General features: G+C 69.9%; 14 protein-coding genes. 2 read left to right on the top strand and 12 right to left on the bottom strand.

Annotated features, from left to right (window positions below; all coding sequences use genetic code 11):
- Positions 1-222 precede the first annotated feature (222 nt).
- The gene (locus ACFOWB_RS06145; protein WP_378146250.1) at positions 223-570 is read left to right on the top strand and encodes a septal ring lytic transglycosylase RlpA family protein; all 348 of its coding nucleotides are present in this window, start codon (positions 223-225) and stop codon (positions 568-570) included.
- Between the two features lie 4 nt (positions 571-574).
- Here ACFOWB_RS06145 and ACFOWB_RS06140 read toward each other — a convergent pair whose 3' ends face one another.
- From ACFOWB_RS06140 to ACFOWB_RS06110, 7 genes are all read right to left on the bottom strand, one after another.
- Complete coding sequence (locus tag ACFOWB_RS06140; RefSeq protein WP_261404133.1) at positions 575-859, bottom strand: type II toxin-antitoxin system RelE/ParE family toxin; 285 nt, start codon at positions 857-859, stop codon at positions 575-577.
- Between the two features lie 14 nt (positions 860-873).
- Entirely contained in the window at positions 874-1,137 is a 264-nt protein-coding gene (locus ACFOWB_RS06135) for a type II toxin-antitoxin system ParD family antitoxin (protein WP_378146247.1), read from the bottom strand.
- A gap of 54 nt (positions 1,138-1,191) precedes the next feature.
- Positions 1,192-1,659, bottom strand: coding sequence for a hypothetical protein (locus ACFOWB_RS06130; protein ID WP_261404135.1), 468 nt, complete (start codon positions 1,657-1,659; stop codon positions 1,192-1,194).
- Between the two features lie 35 nt (positions 1,660-1,694).
- Positions 1,695-2,594 (bottom strand): metallophosphoesterase family protein, encoded by a 900-nt coding sequence (locus ACFOWB_RS06125; protein ID WP_378146245.1) that lies wholly within the window; start codon positions 2,592-2,594, stop codon positions 1,695-1,697.
- Positions 2,595-2,808: 214 nt separating this feature from the next.
- A complete protein-coding gene (locus tag ACFOWB_RS06120) occupies positions 2,809-3,735 on the bottom strand; it encodes a diacylglycerol/lipid kinase family protein (protein WP_378146243.1) in 927 nt (308 codons plus the stop codon).
- 28 nt (positions 3,736-3,763) lie between these two features.
- Positions 3,764-5,137: an APC family permease gene (locus tag ACFOWB_RS06115; protein WP_261404141.1), complete on the bottom strand. Its 1,374-nt coding sequence runs from the start codon at positions 5,135-5,137 to the stop codon at positions 3,764-3,766.
- 168 nt (positions 5,138-5,305) lie between these two features.
- Complete coding sequence (locus ACFOWB_RS06110) at positions 5,306-7,159, bottom strand: OmpA family protein (protein WP_378146240.1); 1,854 nt, start codon at positions 7,157-7,159, stop codon at positions 5,306-5,308.
- Between the two features lie 362 nt (positions 7,160-7,521).
- Between ACFOWB_RS06110 and ACFOWB_RS06105 the strand changes: the two genes are divergently transcribed.
- The gene (locus tag ACFOWB_RS06105) at positions 7,522-8,820 is read left to right on the top strand and encodes an alpha/beta hydrolase (protein ID WP_261404143.1); all 1,299 of its coding nucleotides are present in this window, start codon (positions 7,522-7,524) and stop codon (positions 8,818-8,820) included.
- Here ACFOWB_RS06105 and ACFOWB_RS06100 read toward each other — a convergent pair.
- From ACFOWB_RS06100 to ACFOWB_RS06080, 5 genes are all read right to left on the bottom strand, one after another.
- Positions 8,760-9,527: a 2-keto-4-pentenoate hydratase gene (locus tag ACFOWB_RS06100; RefSeq protein WP_261404144.1), complete on the bottom strand. Its 768-nt coding sequence runs from the start codon at positions 9,525-9,527 to the stop codon at positions 8,760-8,762. The two genes, ACFOWB_RS06105 and ACFOWB_RS06100, sit on opposite strands and share 61 nt — an antisense overlap.
- 99 nt (positions 9,528-9,626) lie before the next feature.
- The gene (locus ACFOWB_RS06095; protein WP_261404145.1) at positions 9,627-10,397 is read right to left on the bottom strand and encodes an ABC transporter ATP-binding protein; all 771 of its coding nucleotides are present in this window, start codon (positions 10,395-10,397) and stop codon (positions 9,627-9,629) included.
- A complete protein-coding gene (locus ACFOWB_RS06090) occupies positions 10,384-12,318 on the bottom strand; it encodes a dipeptide/oligopeptide/nickel ABC transporter permease/ATP-binding protein (RefSeq protein ID WP_261404146.1) in 1,935 nt (644 codons plus the stop codon). The genes ACFOWB_RS06095 and ACFOWB_RS06090 overlap by 14 nt, the downstream gene beginning before the upstream one ends.
- A complete protein-coding gene (locus tag ACFOWB_RS06085) occupies positions 12,315-13,262 on the bottom strand; it encodes an ABC transporter permease (protein ID WP_261404147.1) in 948 nt (315 codons plus the stop codon). Before ACFOWB_RS06085 ends, ACFOWB_RS06090 begins: the two co-directional genes overlap by 4 nt.
- A gap of 49 nt (positions 13,263-13,311) precedes the next feature.
- Entirely contained in the window at positions 13,312-14,889 is a 1,578-nt protein-coding gene (locus ACFOWB_RS06080) for an ABC transporter substrate-binding protein (protein ID WP_261404148.1), read from the bottom strand.
- Positions 14,890-14,967: the final 78 nt, after the last annotated feature.

Below are 14,967 nucleotides of genomic sequence, written 5' to 3'. Positions count from 1 at the left end.
CGGACCTTCGTCCTGCGGAGACTGAAATATGAATATTTCGTATACGGTCAAGCAATAAAGACAGACATCTCAGAACAACGGCCTTCCGGCGGCTGATCAAAAAAATCTCGCCTGAGCGGAACCAATCGCTGCGCCGCACAATGGCCTCATAGTGCTCACGCGAGGCTCACATTCGACCGCTACTCCTCCGGACATAGACTTTCCAACGGGGAATTAGATCCTATGAGTAAATCCGCCATGCTGGCGCTCGCCGGCGTGACCGCGCTCGCCTGCGTTTCGGCCGCAGCGCCCGCCTCCGCCCAGTGCGGCAAGGCCTCCTGGTACGCGCTGCATTCCAAGACCGCGAGCGGCGAGCGCATGCAGCCCTACGCGCTGACCGCCGCCCATCGCAGCTTGCCGTTCGGCACCAAGATCCGCGTCAGCAATTCGAGGACCGGCAAGAGCGTGGTGGTGCGCATCAACGACCGCGGCCCGTTCATCCGCGGACGGTTCCTCGATCTCTCCAAGGGCGCGGCGCGCTCGATCGGCATGGGCGGCGTCGGCAGCGTCTGCATGTCGAAGATCGGCTGAGCCGTTAGAGCAGATCCTGCCATCGCCGCGCCCCATGGACGACGCGGACGATCTCCGCGCCGCCCTCGATCCCGCGATAGAGGATCAGGTAGTTTCCCAACGGAAACATGCGCAGCTCAGGCCGCACGTCCGGCCTGGAGACGCCCATCCCGGGATTTTGGCTGAGCGCCCGGCATCGGTGCTGGACCGCGTCGATCCAGTTCAGCGCGGCCCTCGGATCGTCGGCGGCGATGTGGCGAGCGATCCTCAGGATGTCGGCCTCGGCCTCAGGTCGAAGGCGAAGCGTCATCGCGCGGCTGCGTCCTACGCCTTCAAGGTCAAAGCGCGTCTGACACGGTCGAAAGCCTCGTCGCCGTCCGTCGTGGGTCCGCTCGAAACGCCGACGTCCCACAGGCGGCCGATCTCTTCGATCGCCTTCTCGCGCTCAGCCCGCTGGGCCTTCCAGTCTCGCAGCGCCTCCCGCATCACCTCGCTGGCTGACGCATATTCCCCAGACGCCACCGCCTCGCGCAGCATCGCGGCCATCTCGGGCGTGAGAGCGACGCTGAGCTTCTCGACATTCGCCATCGGTGAGGCCTCCTTCCTGAAAAGTAGGAAAGATTGCTACCGGAGACAACGGCCTCAGCGCAGCCGGACCGTCTTCAGCCTGGCGCCGGAGAGCAGGACCTCGCTCTCCTTCACCGGCTCCAGCTGGTAGGCCAGAATCCCCTGCCCCATGCCGGCGTATTTGACGAGAAAGAACCCGTTGAGCCGGACGAAGCCGCGGCCCTCGACGAAGCCGCCCGCAAAGGACAGCTGGTATTTCTGCGCGTCCGAGCGGCCTGTCGCCGTGCTCGACAGAAACACGACGAGCGCCTCGTCCGGCAGCCTGTCGGCTACGAGGCCGGCGGCGGGATCGAGCGTCGCCTTCAGCCCGATGATCTTGTCGGAAAAGCCTGCGACCCGCTCGAAGACGCCTTGAGCGTTCTTCGCCGACACAGCGCCTTCGAGCACCGGGATCGGCGCCGGCGCGGCGGCGAGCTTCGTGGCGGGGAACGCCAGCGTCGCCGCGGCGGCGATGCGGACCGTGGCGGCTCGGCGCGAGATCACGGGCGGCGGTTCTCCTCTTTGACGGCGCAGGCCGTTCAGCCGAGCCCCGCGGGCGCGTTGCTGCGGCGGGCGAGCTCGGCGACGCGCGGCTGCACGAAGGCCTCGCGCACGAGCGTCGGCTCGGGCAGCGGCGGCTTGCGGCGCGCGCAGCCCTGCTCGCGGGCCGGAACGTCGCGCCAGCCATGGCCGTCCCAGGCCCGCACCAGGATGTCGACGAGGCCCGACCGGTCGACCTCGATGCGGTGATAGGCGTTGGGCTCGCCGCGAAGCCGCGTCGAGGTCGCGGTGGAGACCTGCGCCACGGTGAGCACCGGCATGTCCTCGCCCAGCGGCTCGTGGTTGGTGAGGTAGCCGCGGTGGTGATGGCCGGCGAGCACGAGGCCGACGCCGAGGCCGCGAAAGGTCTCGAGCGCGTGAGTGGCGCGCCCCACGATGTCGAGCTCGGGCTCGGCGTCGGGCGGATGCAGCGCGTGATGCGCGACCACGATCCGGAACAGGTTCTTGGGCAGCGCCTCGACGCGGCGCTTGAAGCGCATCAGCTGCGGCAGGCTGAAGCGCCCGTTCGACCAGTCGAGCGAGAACGCCATGCGCCGCGCGGTGTTGAGGCCGAGCACCGCCACGGTGTCGTCGGTCCAGGTCGGCTCGAGGTCGCGGCTGACATAGCGCCGCCAGCGCCGGAACGGATCGACGAAGCGCTGCAGCAGGTGGATGTAGGAGATGTCGTGATTGCCCGGCACCGCGAGCACCGGCGCGTGGAGGCTCTGCAGGAACTCCGCGCCGCGTCGGTATTCGTTGCGATGGGCGCGCTGAGTGAGATCGCCCGAGACCACCACGAGATCCGGCGGATCGTCGTTGATCTCCTGCTTCAGCGCCTCGACGATGACGGGATCGACGCGGTCGAAATGCAGGTCGGAGAGGTGGACGAGGCGGGTCACGCCGAAACCCCGGCGATCGACGCGCGATCGGAAAGGCGCGGCGCCGGCCCCCTTCGCCGCTTCGCGGCGCCCCTCCCCCGCCTGCGGCAGGGGAGGATCCGCTGGAGCCGCGTCTCGCCCTCTTGATCCTCCTTCGCGGAGCGGAGAAGGGGGACCATCGCGACAGCGATGGTGGAGGAGGCGTGCGCTCCCCTCCCCGGATGTTCCGTCCCGCTCACGCCGCGCTCTCCAGCTCCGGCGCGGGCGCGGCGGATTTCGGCCGCAGCACCTTCAGCGCCTTGGGGAGAATTCTATATTTCAGCGGCGGTGCGATGAGGCGCGTCTCGCCGTCGTTCATCACCCTGAGCAGTCGCCTGCGGCTCGTCACCGTCAGCTCCTTCACGTGGTGGGTCTCGAGATCGACGTCGTCGGTCCAGCGGCCGAGCGCCATGCGGATCGACAGGCGCACCAGCGGCCAGGCGCTGAGGCGACGCGTCGCGTAGAGGGTCAGTTCGCCCCGGTCGAGGCGCGAGCGGGTCAGCACGTGTCCGAACCCTTCGTCATAGGCGTTGTCGGCCACCACGACGGCCTTGGAGCGGATCGTCACCGGCCCGTCGCCGAGGTCGAGGCCGATCCGCATCGCCGGATAGCGATACATCGATTTTAGTCCGGCGATCACATGTCGCCACCAGCCGACGACGCCCATGTGAAGTCGATTGCGCTCGCGGCGCTCCGCAAGGCGCGCCGGCACGCCCAGCATCGAGTTGCACAGGAACTTGTGGCCGTTGACGTCGCCGACGTCGATCTCGGTCGTCTCGGCGTCCGCGAAGACCGCGATCGCGGCGTCGAGATCGACCGGGATCCCGAGATCCTTCGCCAGAAGGTTCATGGTGCCGAGCGGCAGCGGCGCGAGCGCCTTGTCGGAGCCGAGCAGCGCTTCGGCGGCGGTGGCGATGGTGCCGTCGCCGCCCGCGGTCACGATCGCGTCGACGGACAGGTCGCGGGCCTGCGCCATCCGCGAAACGAGGTCGGACGCGTCGCCGTCGAGCACGGCGACGACCTCGAGGCCGGCTCCGCGGAGCTTGGCCTCGAGCTCGGCGGCCGCGTCCGGCTTGCCGAGAAGCGAGCCGGACGAGGAGTTGACGACAAGAGCGACCTTCAAGCTTCACACGCCTTTCGAAGAGAGCAGGTCAGGCCTCCGCCGCCGCGTCCTCCTGCTCGATGAAGCGCTGCAGCCGCGCCTGGTCCCGTCCGGCGCCCGTGACGAAATAGAGCGCGGTGATGAGCAGGATAAGGCCGATGGCGATCGCGGGCGCGGTGAAGTCGCCGCCCTGGAACAGCCGCACCACGATGAGCGCCGAGCACACGAGCGCGCCGAGCATCGGGATGAACACCGGAACCTCGAAGGTGCCTTCGGGCGCAGGCTCGCGCTGTTTGAGGATCACGAGCGCGACGTTCACCACGGTGAACACGGTGAGCAGCAACAGCACGGTCGAGGCCGCGAGCGCCTTGATGTCGCCGATGAGCGACAGCACCACCACGATGCCGAAGATCGTGACGATGGCGACATGCGGCGTCTTGCGCGACGCGTTCACCTTGCCGAGCGCCTCCGGCATCAGGCCCTGGCGCGACATGCCGTAGAGCAGCCGCGAGCCCATCACCCAGTTGACGAGAGCGGTGTTGGAGACCGCGAAGATGGTGATGACGCTGAGGATGATCGGCGGGAACCAGGGCCAGGCCTTCTCGACGACCGCGACGAGCGCGAGCGCCTTCGGCAGCTCCGAATAATGCATCACCGAGACCGCGGTGATCGCCACCGCCATGTAGATCACGGTCGCGGCCACCATCGCGATGATGATGGCGAGCGGCATGTTGCGCTTCGGGTTCTTCACCTCCTCGGCGACGTTGAGCATGTCCTCGAAGCCGATGAAGGAGAAGAAGGTCAGCACCGCGCCCTGCATGATGAGGATCGCTATCGTGCCGAGCTCGCCGTTGTGGCTGGCCTCGGGCGGGAATTCGAGCAGGTTCTGCGAGCCCCAGTAGGAGACGCCCGACGCGATCACGATCAGAAGCCCCGAGGCCTCGATGACCGTGCAGAGCGCGTTGAACCACATGCATTCCCTGATGCCGCGCAGCAGGATGCCGCCGATGAAGATCAGGAAGCCGATGGCCAGCATCCAGATCGGGATCTGGAGCCCGAGGAGCTTGGCGATCGACTCCGCCACCACGTTCGACTGCGTCGCGATCGAGGTGAGGCCCGAGCAGACGACCGTGAGGCCGACCACGTAGGACAGCAGCGGGATCATGTAGGCGCGCTGGGTGACGTAGGCCGCGCCGCCGGCCTTGGGATAGCGCGAGACGATGTTGGCGTAGGAGAGGCCCGTCAGCATCGCGGCGATCATCGAGACGATGAACGCCATCCAGACCGCGGAGCCGAGCTGGCCGGCCGCCTGGCCGATGAGGCCGTAGATGCCGGCCCCCAGCATCGAGCCGAGGCCGTAGAGCGTGATCTGCCAGAGAGTGACGGACCGTTCGAGTTTAGGTTCGCCTGTCGCGTCGGTCATCCGCCTGTCCCCTCTTTCCATGTGACGGACCGATGACCGGCCCCCCTAGGGAGGTTAGGGCGAAAATGAGGCGCGCCAACCGGTTGGGCGCCATTCGTTCAAAAAGAAACGGCGCGCGGTAGCGCCGCGCGCCGTCTGTCGTGGTTCCGGGGGACAGGCCCGGAAGGCTTATTTCTCGCTGGAGAGCAGCGTCGTGATGTTGCGCACCGTCACGCGGCGGTTGCGCTCTTCGGCCCCGTCGGTCTGGACCTTGAGATACTGCTCGCCATAGCCCTGCGTGGTCAGGTTCTCGGCCGGAATGTCGAAGTACTTGGTGAGCACTTCGGCGACCGCCTCGGCGCGCCGGTCGGAGAGCGACAGGTTGTCCTCGTCCGAGCCGACCGCGTCGGTGTGGCCCTCGACCATGAAGACCGTGCGCGGGTTCTTCTTGACCGCGGCCTCCATCGCCTGGCCGACCTTCTCGAGCTTCGAGATCTGGTCGTCGCGGACGTACCAGGAGCCTGTGTCGAAGGTCACCGAGTCGAGATCGACCGAGCGGACGTACTGGCGCAGCGGCGCGCTCTGACGGATCTCGTCGAGCGAGTAGCTGCGCTCCAGCCGCTCGACCGGCGGAGCGTCGAAGGCCTCGGAGATGTCGCGCTCGGACGCGACGTCGGCGTCCACGATGTAGCGCTCGCGCGGCACCGAGATCCGCGGCGGGGCGATGTCGAGATTGATGAACAGCCCGTCGCGGCCGCCGCGCGGGCGGTTGTCGATCAGCACGTATTCCTGCCCGCGATACTCGCGGACGCGGCGGATCAGGCGGCCGTCCTCGTCCGTCACGGTGACGACGCGCGAGCCGTCCGGCCGGGTGACGACCGTGCGGATCTCGCCGCCGCGGCGCTCCTCGCGGATGTCGCGCGGGTTCACGCCGAAGCGGAAGCGCGCGGCCTCGTCGCGGCGGATGATGACGCGGTCGCCGTCGCGGATGATCCGGCGCCCGCCCGGCTCCGTGATGATGATGCGGGAGCCGTCGCGGGTCTCGCGGCGCTGGTCCTTCAGGCGGTCGACGCGGTCCTCGAGACGCTCGTTGTCGCGGCGCTCGTCGCGCAGACGCTCGCGCAGGCGCTCCTCGCGGTTGTCCTGACGAGCGTCCTCGCGGCGCTCCTGACGGTCGTCGCGACGATCGCGCGCGTCTTCGCGGCGGTCGTCGCCGGCGGCCGGACGGTCGTTGCTCGGCCGGTCAGCGCCCGGGCGGCCGCCGTCATTGGCGCGCTCGCGCTCGCGGTCCTCGCGCATCTGCTGCGCGCGATCCTTGCGATCCTCCGAACGCGTGTCGGAGCCAGGACCGGAGCCGGCGCCGCCGCCCGTGGCGTTGGGGCGATTGGCGTCGTTGGCGCGGTCGCGCTGGCGGTCCTCACGCATCTGCTGCGCGCGGTCCTTGCGATCCTCGGACCGGGCGTCGGATCCCGAACCGGCTCCGCCGCCGGTCGCGCTCGGCGATCCGCCGGCCGCGGGCTTGTCGGAAGACGCGGGCTTGTCGGGAGACGCCGCCTGGTCGCGCTTGCGCTGCTCGCGCTCGGCGTCGCGGGTCTGCTGACGTTCTTCGCGGTTCGGCCGATCCTCGCGGGTCTGCTGACGCTCCTCGCGCTGTTGCTGGCGCTCCTGCTGCCGCTCCTCGCGGCTCGGACGCTCCTGGGCCTGCTGACGCTCTTCGCGGCTCGGCCGATCCTCGCGGGTCTGCTGGCGTTCTTCGCGGCTCGGGCGCTCTTCGCGAGTCTGCTGACGCTCCTGCTGGCGCTCCTCGCGGCTCGGGCGCTCCTCGCGGGTCTGCTGACGCTCCTGGCGCTCCTGCTGGCGCTGCTCCTGACGCTCCTGGCGCTGCTGCTGCCGTTCCTCGCGGCGCTGCTCCTTGCCGCCCTCGTCGGCCTGCGCGACGACCATCGGCCGATCGGAGGCGAGCGGAGCGGCGAAGCTCGGCGCGGCGATCGCGAACGCCGGCAGCACAGTGCCCGCCAGCAGCAGGATCCTTGTTTTTCTCATGATCAACCTTGTCGCGTTTCAGGCAGTTCGATGGTTACGAGCCACGATCGCCTCGTCAGCCCCGGATCCTACCTATTCGCAGAATTTGATCCGTCAATGACGAAGCGCAGGTCTTATTGAGGCGAGCGGTACATTTCGTTCCGCAAATCGTAGAGACGTTCATTTAACGTTCATCTTCGACTTTTGCGACGCAACATTTCGTCTTGCCGATGCGAAATACCTCTATACCGGCGCAAGCCTCGCACGGTCGACGCCGCCGCCCCGCCGGGCTATGAAACCCCGTCGGCGTCGCCCTGCGGGCCGGCTTGTCGGGGAGTATCGGGGCGTTGCCAGGAACCGGTCGCCGCTGCGCAGTTCTGCTCGTGACTGGGTTTCTCGCCGCCTGCGGCGGGCGGCCCGAGGGCGTGCTGACGCCCGTGACCGCGCAGACGCCGGGAGCCTCGAGCGTCGACCTGATGGCGGTCACGACGCGGCTTGCGACCGCCGAGCCCGGCAAGCTGTTTTCGGGCGAGCGCGCCTCGAAGATCTCGCTCACCGACATCCGCATCTCGATCCCGCCGGACCAGACGCGCCAGATCGGCGACGTGCAGTGGCCCAAGAAGCTGCCGCCCGACCCGTCGAAGGAGTTCGCCACACTCGCGGCCAACGAGGTGACGCGCGACGGCGCCCGCGCCTGGTTCAAGCGCGAGGCGAAGGGGCGCAAGCACGTCCTCCTCTTCATCCACGGCTTCAACAACACCTATGAGGACGCGGTCTACCGCTTCGCGCAGATCGTGCATGACAGCGGGACAGACGCGGTGCCGGTGCTGTTCACCTGGCCGTCGCGCGGCTCGGTCTTCGCCTATCAGTACGATCGCGAGAGCACGAACTATTCGCGCGACGCGCTGGAGGAGACGCTCCAGACGCTCGCCAAGGCCCCGGAGATCCAGGACGTCTCGATCCTCGCCCATTCGATGGGATCGTTCCTGACGCTTGAATCGCTGCGCCAGATGTCGATCCGAAACGGCCGCATCGCGCCGAAGATCAGCAACGTGATCCTGGCCGCGCCCGACGTCGACGTCGACGTGTTCAAGCAGCAGCTCGGAGAGATGGGGCCTGCGAACGCGCGGCCGCGCTTCACGATCTTCACCTCGACCGACGACCGCGCGCTGATGGTTTCGAGCCGCCTCGCCGGCAAGGTGCCGCGGCTCGGGGCGATCGACCCGAAGGCCGAGCCCTACGCCTCGGAGTTCCGCGACGCCAACATCGACGCCTTCGACCTCACCGACGTCGAAAGCGCCGACAAGCTGCGGCACGGCAAGTTCGCGAGCGCCGCGGTGGTGAAGGCGATCGGCGGGCGGCTCGTCGAGGGCCAGCAGATCGCCGACAGCGACCTGAGCCTCGGCGAGCGCGTCGGCCAACTCACCACGGGCGTCGCCTCGAGCGCGGGCGCGGCCGCCGGCGCGATCGTCTCGACGCCGCTCGCGATCATCGATCCGCGCACGCGCCGCAGCTATGGCGACCAGTGGGGAACGGTCGGAGGCGGCTTCGACGACGCCGCCTCCTCGCTCAGGCCCGACATCCGCCGCCGCGGCGCAGCCCGGCCGCAGGCGGGCGCCGCTCAGGCCTCGACGACGAGCTCCGCGGCCTCCAGGCCGTCGAACTCCGCCGCGACGCGCTGACCGGTCTTGGCCTGAAGGAACGGCGTCGCCGAACCGGTGGTGACGACGTCGCCGGCCTTAAGCCAGCGGTCGGTCTTGGCGAGGCGGTTGACGAGCGCGACCAGCAGCCAGGTCGGGTCGCCGGCGTTGTTGCCGCCGCGATGTTCGAACGCCGGCGCGCCGTCGATCTTGAGGCGTACCGGCAGTTCGCCGAGCGGTCCCTCGGGCCGGCGTTCGGTTCCCGGACCGACGATCAGCGCGCCGTGGTTCTGGCGGTCCGCCACCTTCCAGAGCGAGGGCGCGCCGCGCCATTCGGCGAAGGCGGTGTCCAGCACCTCGATCGCCGCATGCCATGTCGCGACGGCGGCGAGCACCTCCTCGGTCTCGTAAGGCGTTTCGCGCGGGCAGAGGTCGCGGCCGAGCGTGACCGCGATCTCGGCCTCGACGGCCCAGAGCCGCAGCGCGGCCGCGGGCATGCGGGCCGGGCTCTGATGAAGCGTGTCGGCCGCGATCTCGCCGACGCCGATTTCGGCCTGCGGCGAGGAGGCGCCGACCTTCCACGCGACCGCCGGGCCGCTTTTGGCGACGAACGCCTGATGGACCGCCCAGGCCTCGGCCGCGTCGGCGGGCGCGAGCTCGGCCGGCAGGATCTCCAGCGCCGCCCCGGGCGGGCGGGCGGAGGCCAGCAACGCCGCGGCCTGTTCGATCTTGTCGCTCGACGCCGTCATGGCGGTCTCCCGTGCTGTGGACTGGTGGCGGACCTATAAGCCGAAGACCGCCGAGAAGGGAGACGCCGTCATGCCCGGCGGAGCCGCGTATCCACGACTTCAGCCATGGCCGCCGGCCGCCGCGGCGACGAGCGCGCGGGTGTAATCCTCCCGCGGACGGGCGAGCGTCTCGCGGCAGGCGCCCTCCTCCACGATCCGTCCCGCCTTAATGACCGCGATCCGGTCGCACAGCGTTTCGACCACCGCGAGGTCGTGGCTGACGAAGATCATGGTGAGGCCGCGCTCGGCCCGAAGACGCTTCAGCAGCGCGAGGATCTGCGCCTGCACGGAGACGTCGAGCGCCGAGACCGGCTCGTCGAGCGCGACGACGTCGGGTTCGGCGATGAGCGCGCGGGCGATCCCGGCGCGCTGGAGCTGGCCGCCCGAAAATTCGTGCGGATGACGCTCGGCGTGCTCCGCGCGAAGGCCGACGAGCTCGAGCGTCTCGGCCGTCCGCCGGCGCCGGTCGGCCCGGCCGAGCCTCGTCAGGCCGATCAGCGGCGCCTCGAGGCTCTGGCCGATGGTGCGGCGCGGGTTGAAGGCGCTCGCGGCGTCCTGGAACACGAACTGGGCGCGTCGGCGCAAGGCCGCCCGGCCGCGCGCCGTCTTCGGATCGAACGTCTCGCCCGAGGCCGCGACCGCGCCCTCGTCGGGCGCCAGCAGCCCGACCATGACGCGGGCGAGCGTCGATTTCCCGGATCCGGACTCGCCCACGACGCCGAGCGCCTCGCCGCGCGCGACCGAAACCGAGACGCCGTCGAGCGCGGCGCGGCCGCCATAGCGCTTCGCCACGTCTTGCGCCGCCAGCGCGGCCACCTCAATACCGGCCATCCGCCACCTCCAACACGCGGATGCAACGGGCTTTTCGGCCGCCGCCGAGGTCGGAGAGCGCGATCGGCCCGGCCGCGCAATCGGCCACGCCGATCCGGCAGCGCGGCGCGAACGAACAGCCCTGCGGCCGGCCGTCGATCGGCGGCGGCCCGCCCTCGATCGCCTCGAGCGCCCGGTCCGGCTTGCCGAGCTTCGGCGCGCAGGCGAGAAGCCTCGCGCTGTAGGGATGGCGCGGGCTTTGGAGCACCTCGCGGGTCGGCCCTTCCTCGACGATCTCGCCGGCGTACATCACCGCGACCCGCTCGCAGAGCGCCTCGATCACCGAGAAATCATGGCTGACGAAGACGAGCGCCGCGCCGCGTTCCGTCCGCAGTTTCTTGAACAATCTCAGCGCCGTAGCCTGCGTGGTGGCGTCGAGCGCGGTCGTCGGCTCGTCGGCGATCAGAACCTCCGGATCAGCCGCCACCGCCATCGCGACGCCGACGCGCTGGCGCTGGCCGCCCGAAAGCTCGTGCGGATAGGCCGAGAAAATGCGTTCGGGATCAGGAAGTTCGACCTCGACGATCAGCTCGCGCGCGCGCGCTTCCGCAGCCTTCGCGGCGACGCCGCCATGCGCCGCGACCGCCTCGGCGATCTGCCGGCCGACGGCCATGACGGGGTTCAGCGTGGTCGAGGGATCCTGGAACACATAGGCGATCCGGGCCCCGCGGACCGCCCGCAAGTCTTCGAAAGACAACGCGAAAATGTCCTCGCCCCGCAGCGCCGCGCGGCCGCCGACGATCGCGCCCGGCGGCGAGGCGACGAGCCGGGCGAGCGACAGCGCCGTGACCGACTTGCCCGACCCGGACTCGCCCACGATCCCAAGAGAACCGCCGGGTTCGAGCGCGAAGGAGACCTCGCGGACCGCCGCGTGACGCCCCGACGGGAGATCGAACGCCGTGGTGAGAGCCTCGACCGCAAGCAGCGGGTCGGCGTCCTGCGTCGCCGTCGACGGGCAGCGGTCGGCGGGTCGCTCGACCGCCGTGGCGGCCGCCGGCGCCCCGCCCCGCCCGTCGGCCATGCGCGGGTCGAGCAGGTCCCGCAGGCCGTCGCCCAAGAGATTCAAGCCGACGACCAGCAGGAAGGTGACGACGCCCGGGACCGCCGCGACATGCGGCGCGACCGCGAGCGTCTTGCGGCCGTCGCCGAGCATCGAGCCGAGATCGGCCTGCGGCGGCTGCGCGCCGAGGCCGAGAAACGACAGGCCGGCGGTCTCCAGGATCATCCAGCCGATGGTGGTGGCGGCCGTCACCACGATCAGCGGCAAAACGTTCGGCAGCACTTCCGCGAGGAGAATGCGCAGGTCCGAGAGGCCGGCCATCCGCGCGGCCTCGACATAGTCGCGGCCCACGACCACGAGCGCCGAACCGCGGACCGCGCGGGCGAAGAACGGCACGTTGGCGATCGCGATCGCGATGGCGGCGTTCATGAGGCCGGGCCCGAGCGTCGCCACCACGCCGAGCGCGAGCAGCAGGTAGGGAAACGCCATCAGCACGTCGACCAGCCGCATCAGCGCGCCGTCGACGAAACGACCGTAGAAGGCGGCCAGAAGCCCGATCGCCGAGCCGACGAACGCCGCCGCGAGCGTCGCCAGGGCCCCGACCGCGAGGCTGACGCGCAGACCCCAGACGACGCGCGCGAGCACGTCGCGGCCGAGCTGGTCGGTCCCGAGAAGGCCATGGCCCGAGAGCGGCGGCATGAGGCGTCGCGCGGGCTCGGCGAGATCGGGGTCAGCGAGCGGAAGGAGCGGCGCCAGGACCGCGGCCGCGACGAACATGCCGACGATCCCGAGCCCGACCGCCGCGAGCGGCTGGCGGACGAGCCGCGACAGCGCTCCGGCGCGGCCTTGGCTTCGGGGCGCTTCGATCGCCGTCGCCGTCACGTCTTGATCCTCGGATCAAGCGCGGCCTGCAGCAGGTCGGTCGCGACGTTGATCGCGACGTAGAGCGTCGCCACGACCAGCACGCCGCCCTGCACGAGCAGCACGTCGCGGCGGCCGATCGCCTCGACCAGCATCCGGCCGATGCCCGGCCACTGGAACACGGTCTCGACATAGACAGCGCCGCCCAGCACGTATCCGGCTTGCAGGCCGATGACCGGGACCACCGCGACAAGCGCGGGCTTCAGGGCATGGACGCCGATCACCCGGTCCTCGGCGACGCCCTTGGCGCGGGCGGTGCGGACATGGTCCTGCCGCAGCACGTCGAGCATCGCGGCGCGGGTGAGCCGGCCGACGATCGCGGTCGCGACGACCGCAAGCGTGACGGCCGGCAGGACGAGGTGGTGCAGCAGGTCGAAAAGCCCCCGCCCGCCGAACAGCGAGACCATTCCGCCGGTGGGAAACCAGCCGAGCTCCACCCCCAGCCACTGCGCGGCGAGGATGCCGAAGAAGAACGACGGGGTGGAGATCCCGACGAGGAGCAGCAGCCGCACCGCGCCGTCGAAGGCGGTGTTCTGGCGGACCGCCGAGACGACGCCCGCCGCAAGCCCGAAGAACACGCTGAGCGAGAGCGCGGCGGAGGCGAGGATCAGCGTCGGGCCGATACGGTCGCGCACCTCGTCGAGCACCGGCCGGTCGAGCGCGTAGGAGCGGCCGAGATCGCCGGTGAGCACGCCCTTCAGCCAGATCAGGTAGCGAACCGGCAGAGGCTGGTCGAGGCCGAGGTCGGCGTTCAGCCGCGCCACCGTCTCGGGCGTCGCGAAGGCGCCGAGAATGGCGAGCGCGGGATCGCCCGGGATCAGCGCCATGACGAGAAACACGACCACCGACACGCCGAACAGCACGGGCACGGCGAGCGCGATCCGGCGGAGCGCATAGGCGATCATCGGGCGCCGCAGCGGCTGAGGCGGACTGCGTGCTTTCCTCTCCGCATGCTCACTTCTTGTTAACCATACGCAGATCCATCAAAAATGACGGCTGAAGCTCGAACCCCTGAACGCTCGCGGAGACGGCGGCGTCCTGCTTCCAGCTCGCCACGAACGCCCAAGGCGCGTCGTCATGGACGAGCCGGTCGACGCGCCGGTAGAGCGCGGCGCGCGCCTTCGGGTCCTGCTCGGCGCGGGCCTCGTCGAGCAGCCGGTCGAGCTCGGGGTTCTCGTAGTATCCGGCGTTGAAGCCTCCTTTGTCGGGCGTCGCCGAACCCTTGAGCGCGAGCGAGGGCAGCGTGTCGGGGTCGTTCGTCATCCACGCCATCTCGGCCATGGCGGCGTCCTTCAGGCCGCCGTTGACGCGGGCGAGATAGGCGTTCCACTCGAAGGTCTCGACGCGCGCGTCGAGGCCGACGCGACGCAGGTCCGACTGGATCGCCGTCGCCATCGCGATCGGCTCCAGCATGCCGGAGCCGCCCTCGGCCGCGAGCAGGGTGACGCGCGCGCCCTCGGCTCCGGCCTCGCGAATGAGCGCGCGCGCCTTCTCGGGATCGTGCGGATAAGGCGTCACCGCCGGGTCGCTCGCGGGGCCGAACGCCTCGGAGATCGGACCTGCAGGCGCGGTCGCGGTTCCCTGCAGCACGTCGTGGACGAGCGTTTCCCTGTCGATCGCGAGACTGATCGCCCGGCGCACCCGGACGTCCTTGGTCGGCCCTTCGCGGACGTTGAGGATCAGGAACCACAGATGCGGCCCTGCGGCCTCCGCGAGACGAAAACGCGGGTCGCCGCGAAAGGCCGCGACGCTGTCGGCCGGAAGCTCCGGCATCACGTCGAGGCCGCCGGCGAGCATCTCGCTCAGCCGTGCGTTGGCGTCGGCGATCGGCCGGAACACGAGCGCGTCGATTTTCGGCGCACCGTCCCGGTGCTCGCGGTTCGCCTCCAGCCTGACCTGCCGCTCGCTCTCCCAGCCCGCGAAGCGGAACGGTCCGGTGCCGACCGGCGCGCGTGCAAACCCCCGGCCGAGCTTCGTGACGGCCGTCGGCGAGACCATCAGCCCGGCCGGATAAGCGAGGTTCGAAAGCAGCGGGGCGTAAGGCGCCTCGAGCCGCAGCTTTATGGTTAACGGATCGACAACAATGACTTCGCGCACCGGCTTGAAGAAGAAGGAGAGCGGGAACGGGCCGGTTCCGGCCGCCGGATGCTTCGGGTCGAGCATCCGGTCGAGATTGAACTTCACGGCGTCGGCGTCGAAGGGCGTTCCGTCATGGAAGCGAACACCCGGCTTCAGGTGGAAGACGTAGGTCTTTCCGCCGTCGAGGATTTCCCAGCGCTCCGCGAGGCCCGGGCCGACCTCGAGCGTCCCGGGCCGGTAGCGCGTCAGCCCCTCGAAGACGTTGACCAGGATGCGGAAGTCGTTGACGGCCGTCACCGTCGCCGGATCAAGCGATTTCGGCTCCGCGAGCTGGCCGATGACGAGCGTGTCCGGCGGGATCGCGGCGCGGCCGGCCCCCATGGCGACGAGCCCCGCGACGCCCGCGGCGAGCGCGCCGGCCACGCAGATGAATCCCAGTCCCAGACGTCCCATCGCGGCTCGCCGCCTCCCTTCCGGCTCTGCCGTTATGGCGCGCCGTCGGCCACGACCAAGCCGCGGCCTCGGATGGGC

It is taken from the genome of Chenggangzhangella methanolivorans (genome assembly GCF_042648545.1).
In the GTDB taxonomy this organism is placed as follows: Bacteria; Pseudomonadota; Alphaproteobacteria; order Rhizobiales; family Methylopilaceae; genus Methylopila; species Methylopila methanolivorans.
The sequence above is the reverse complement of the archived record's forward strand: the minus strand, read 5'-3'. Positions and strand labels throughout refer to the sequence as shown.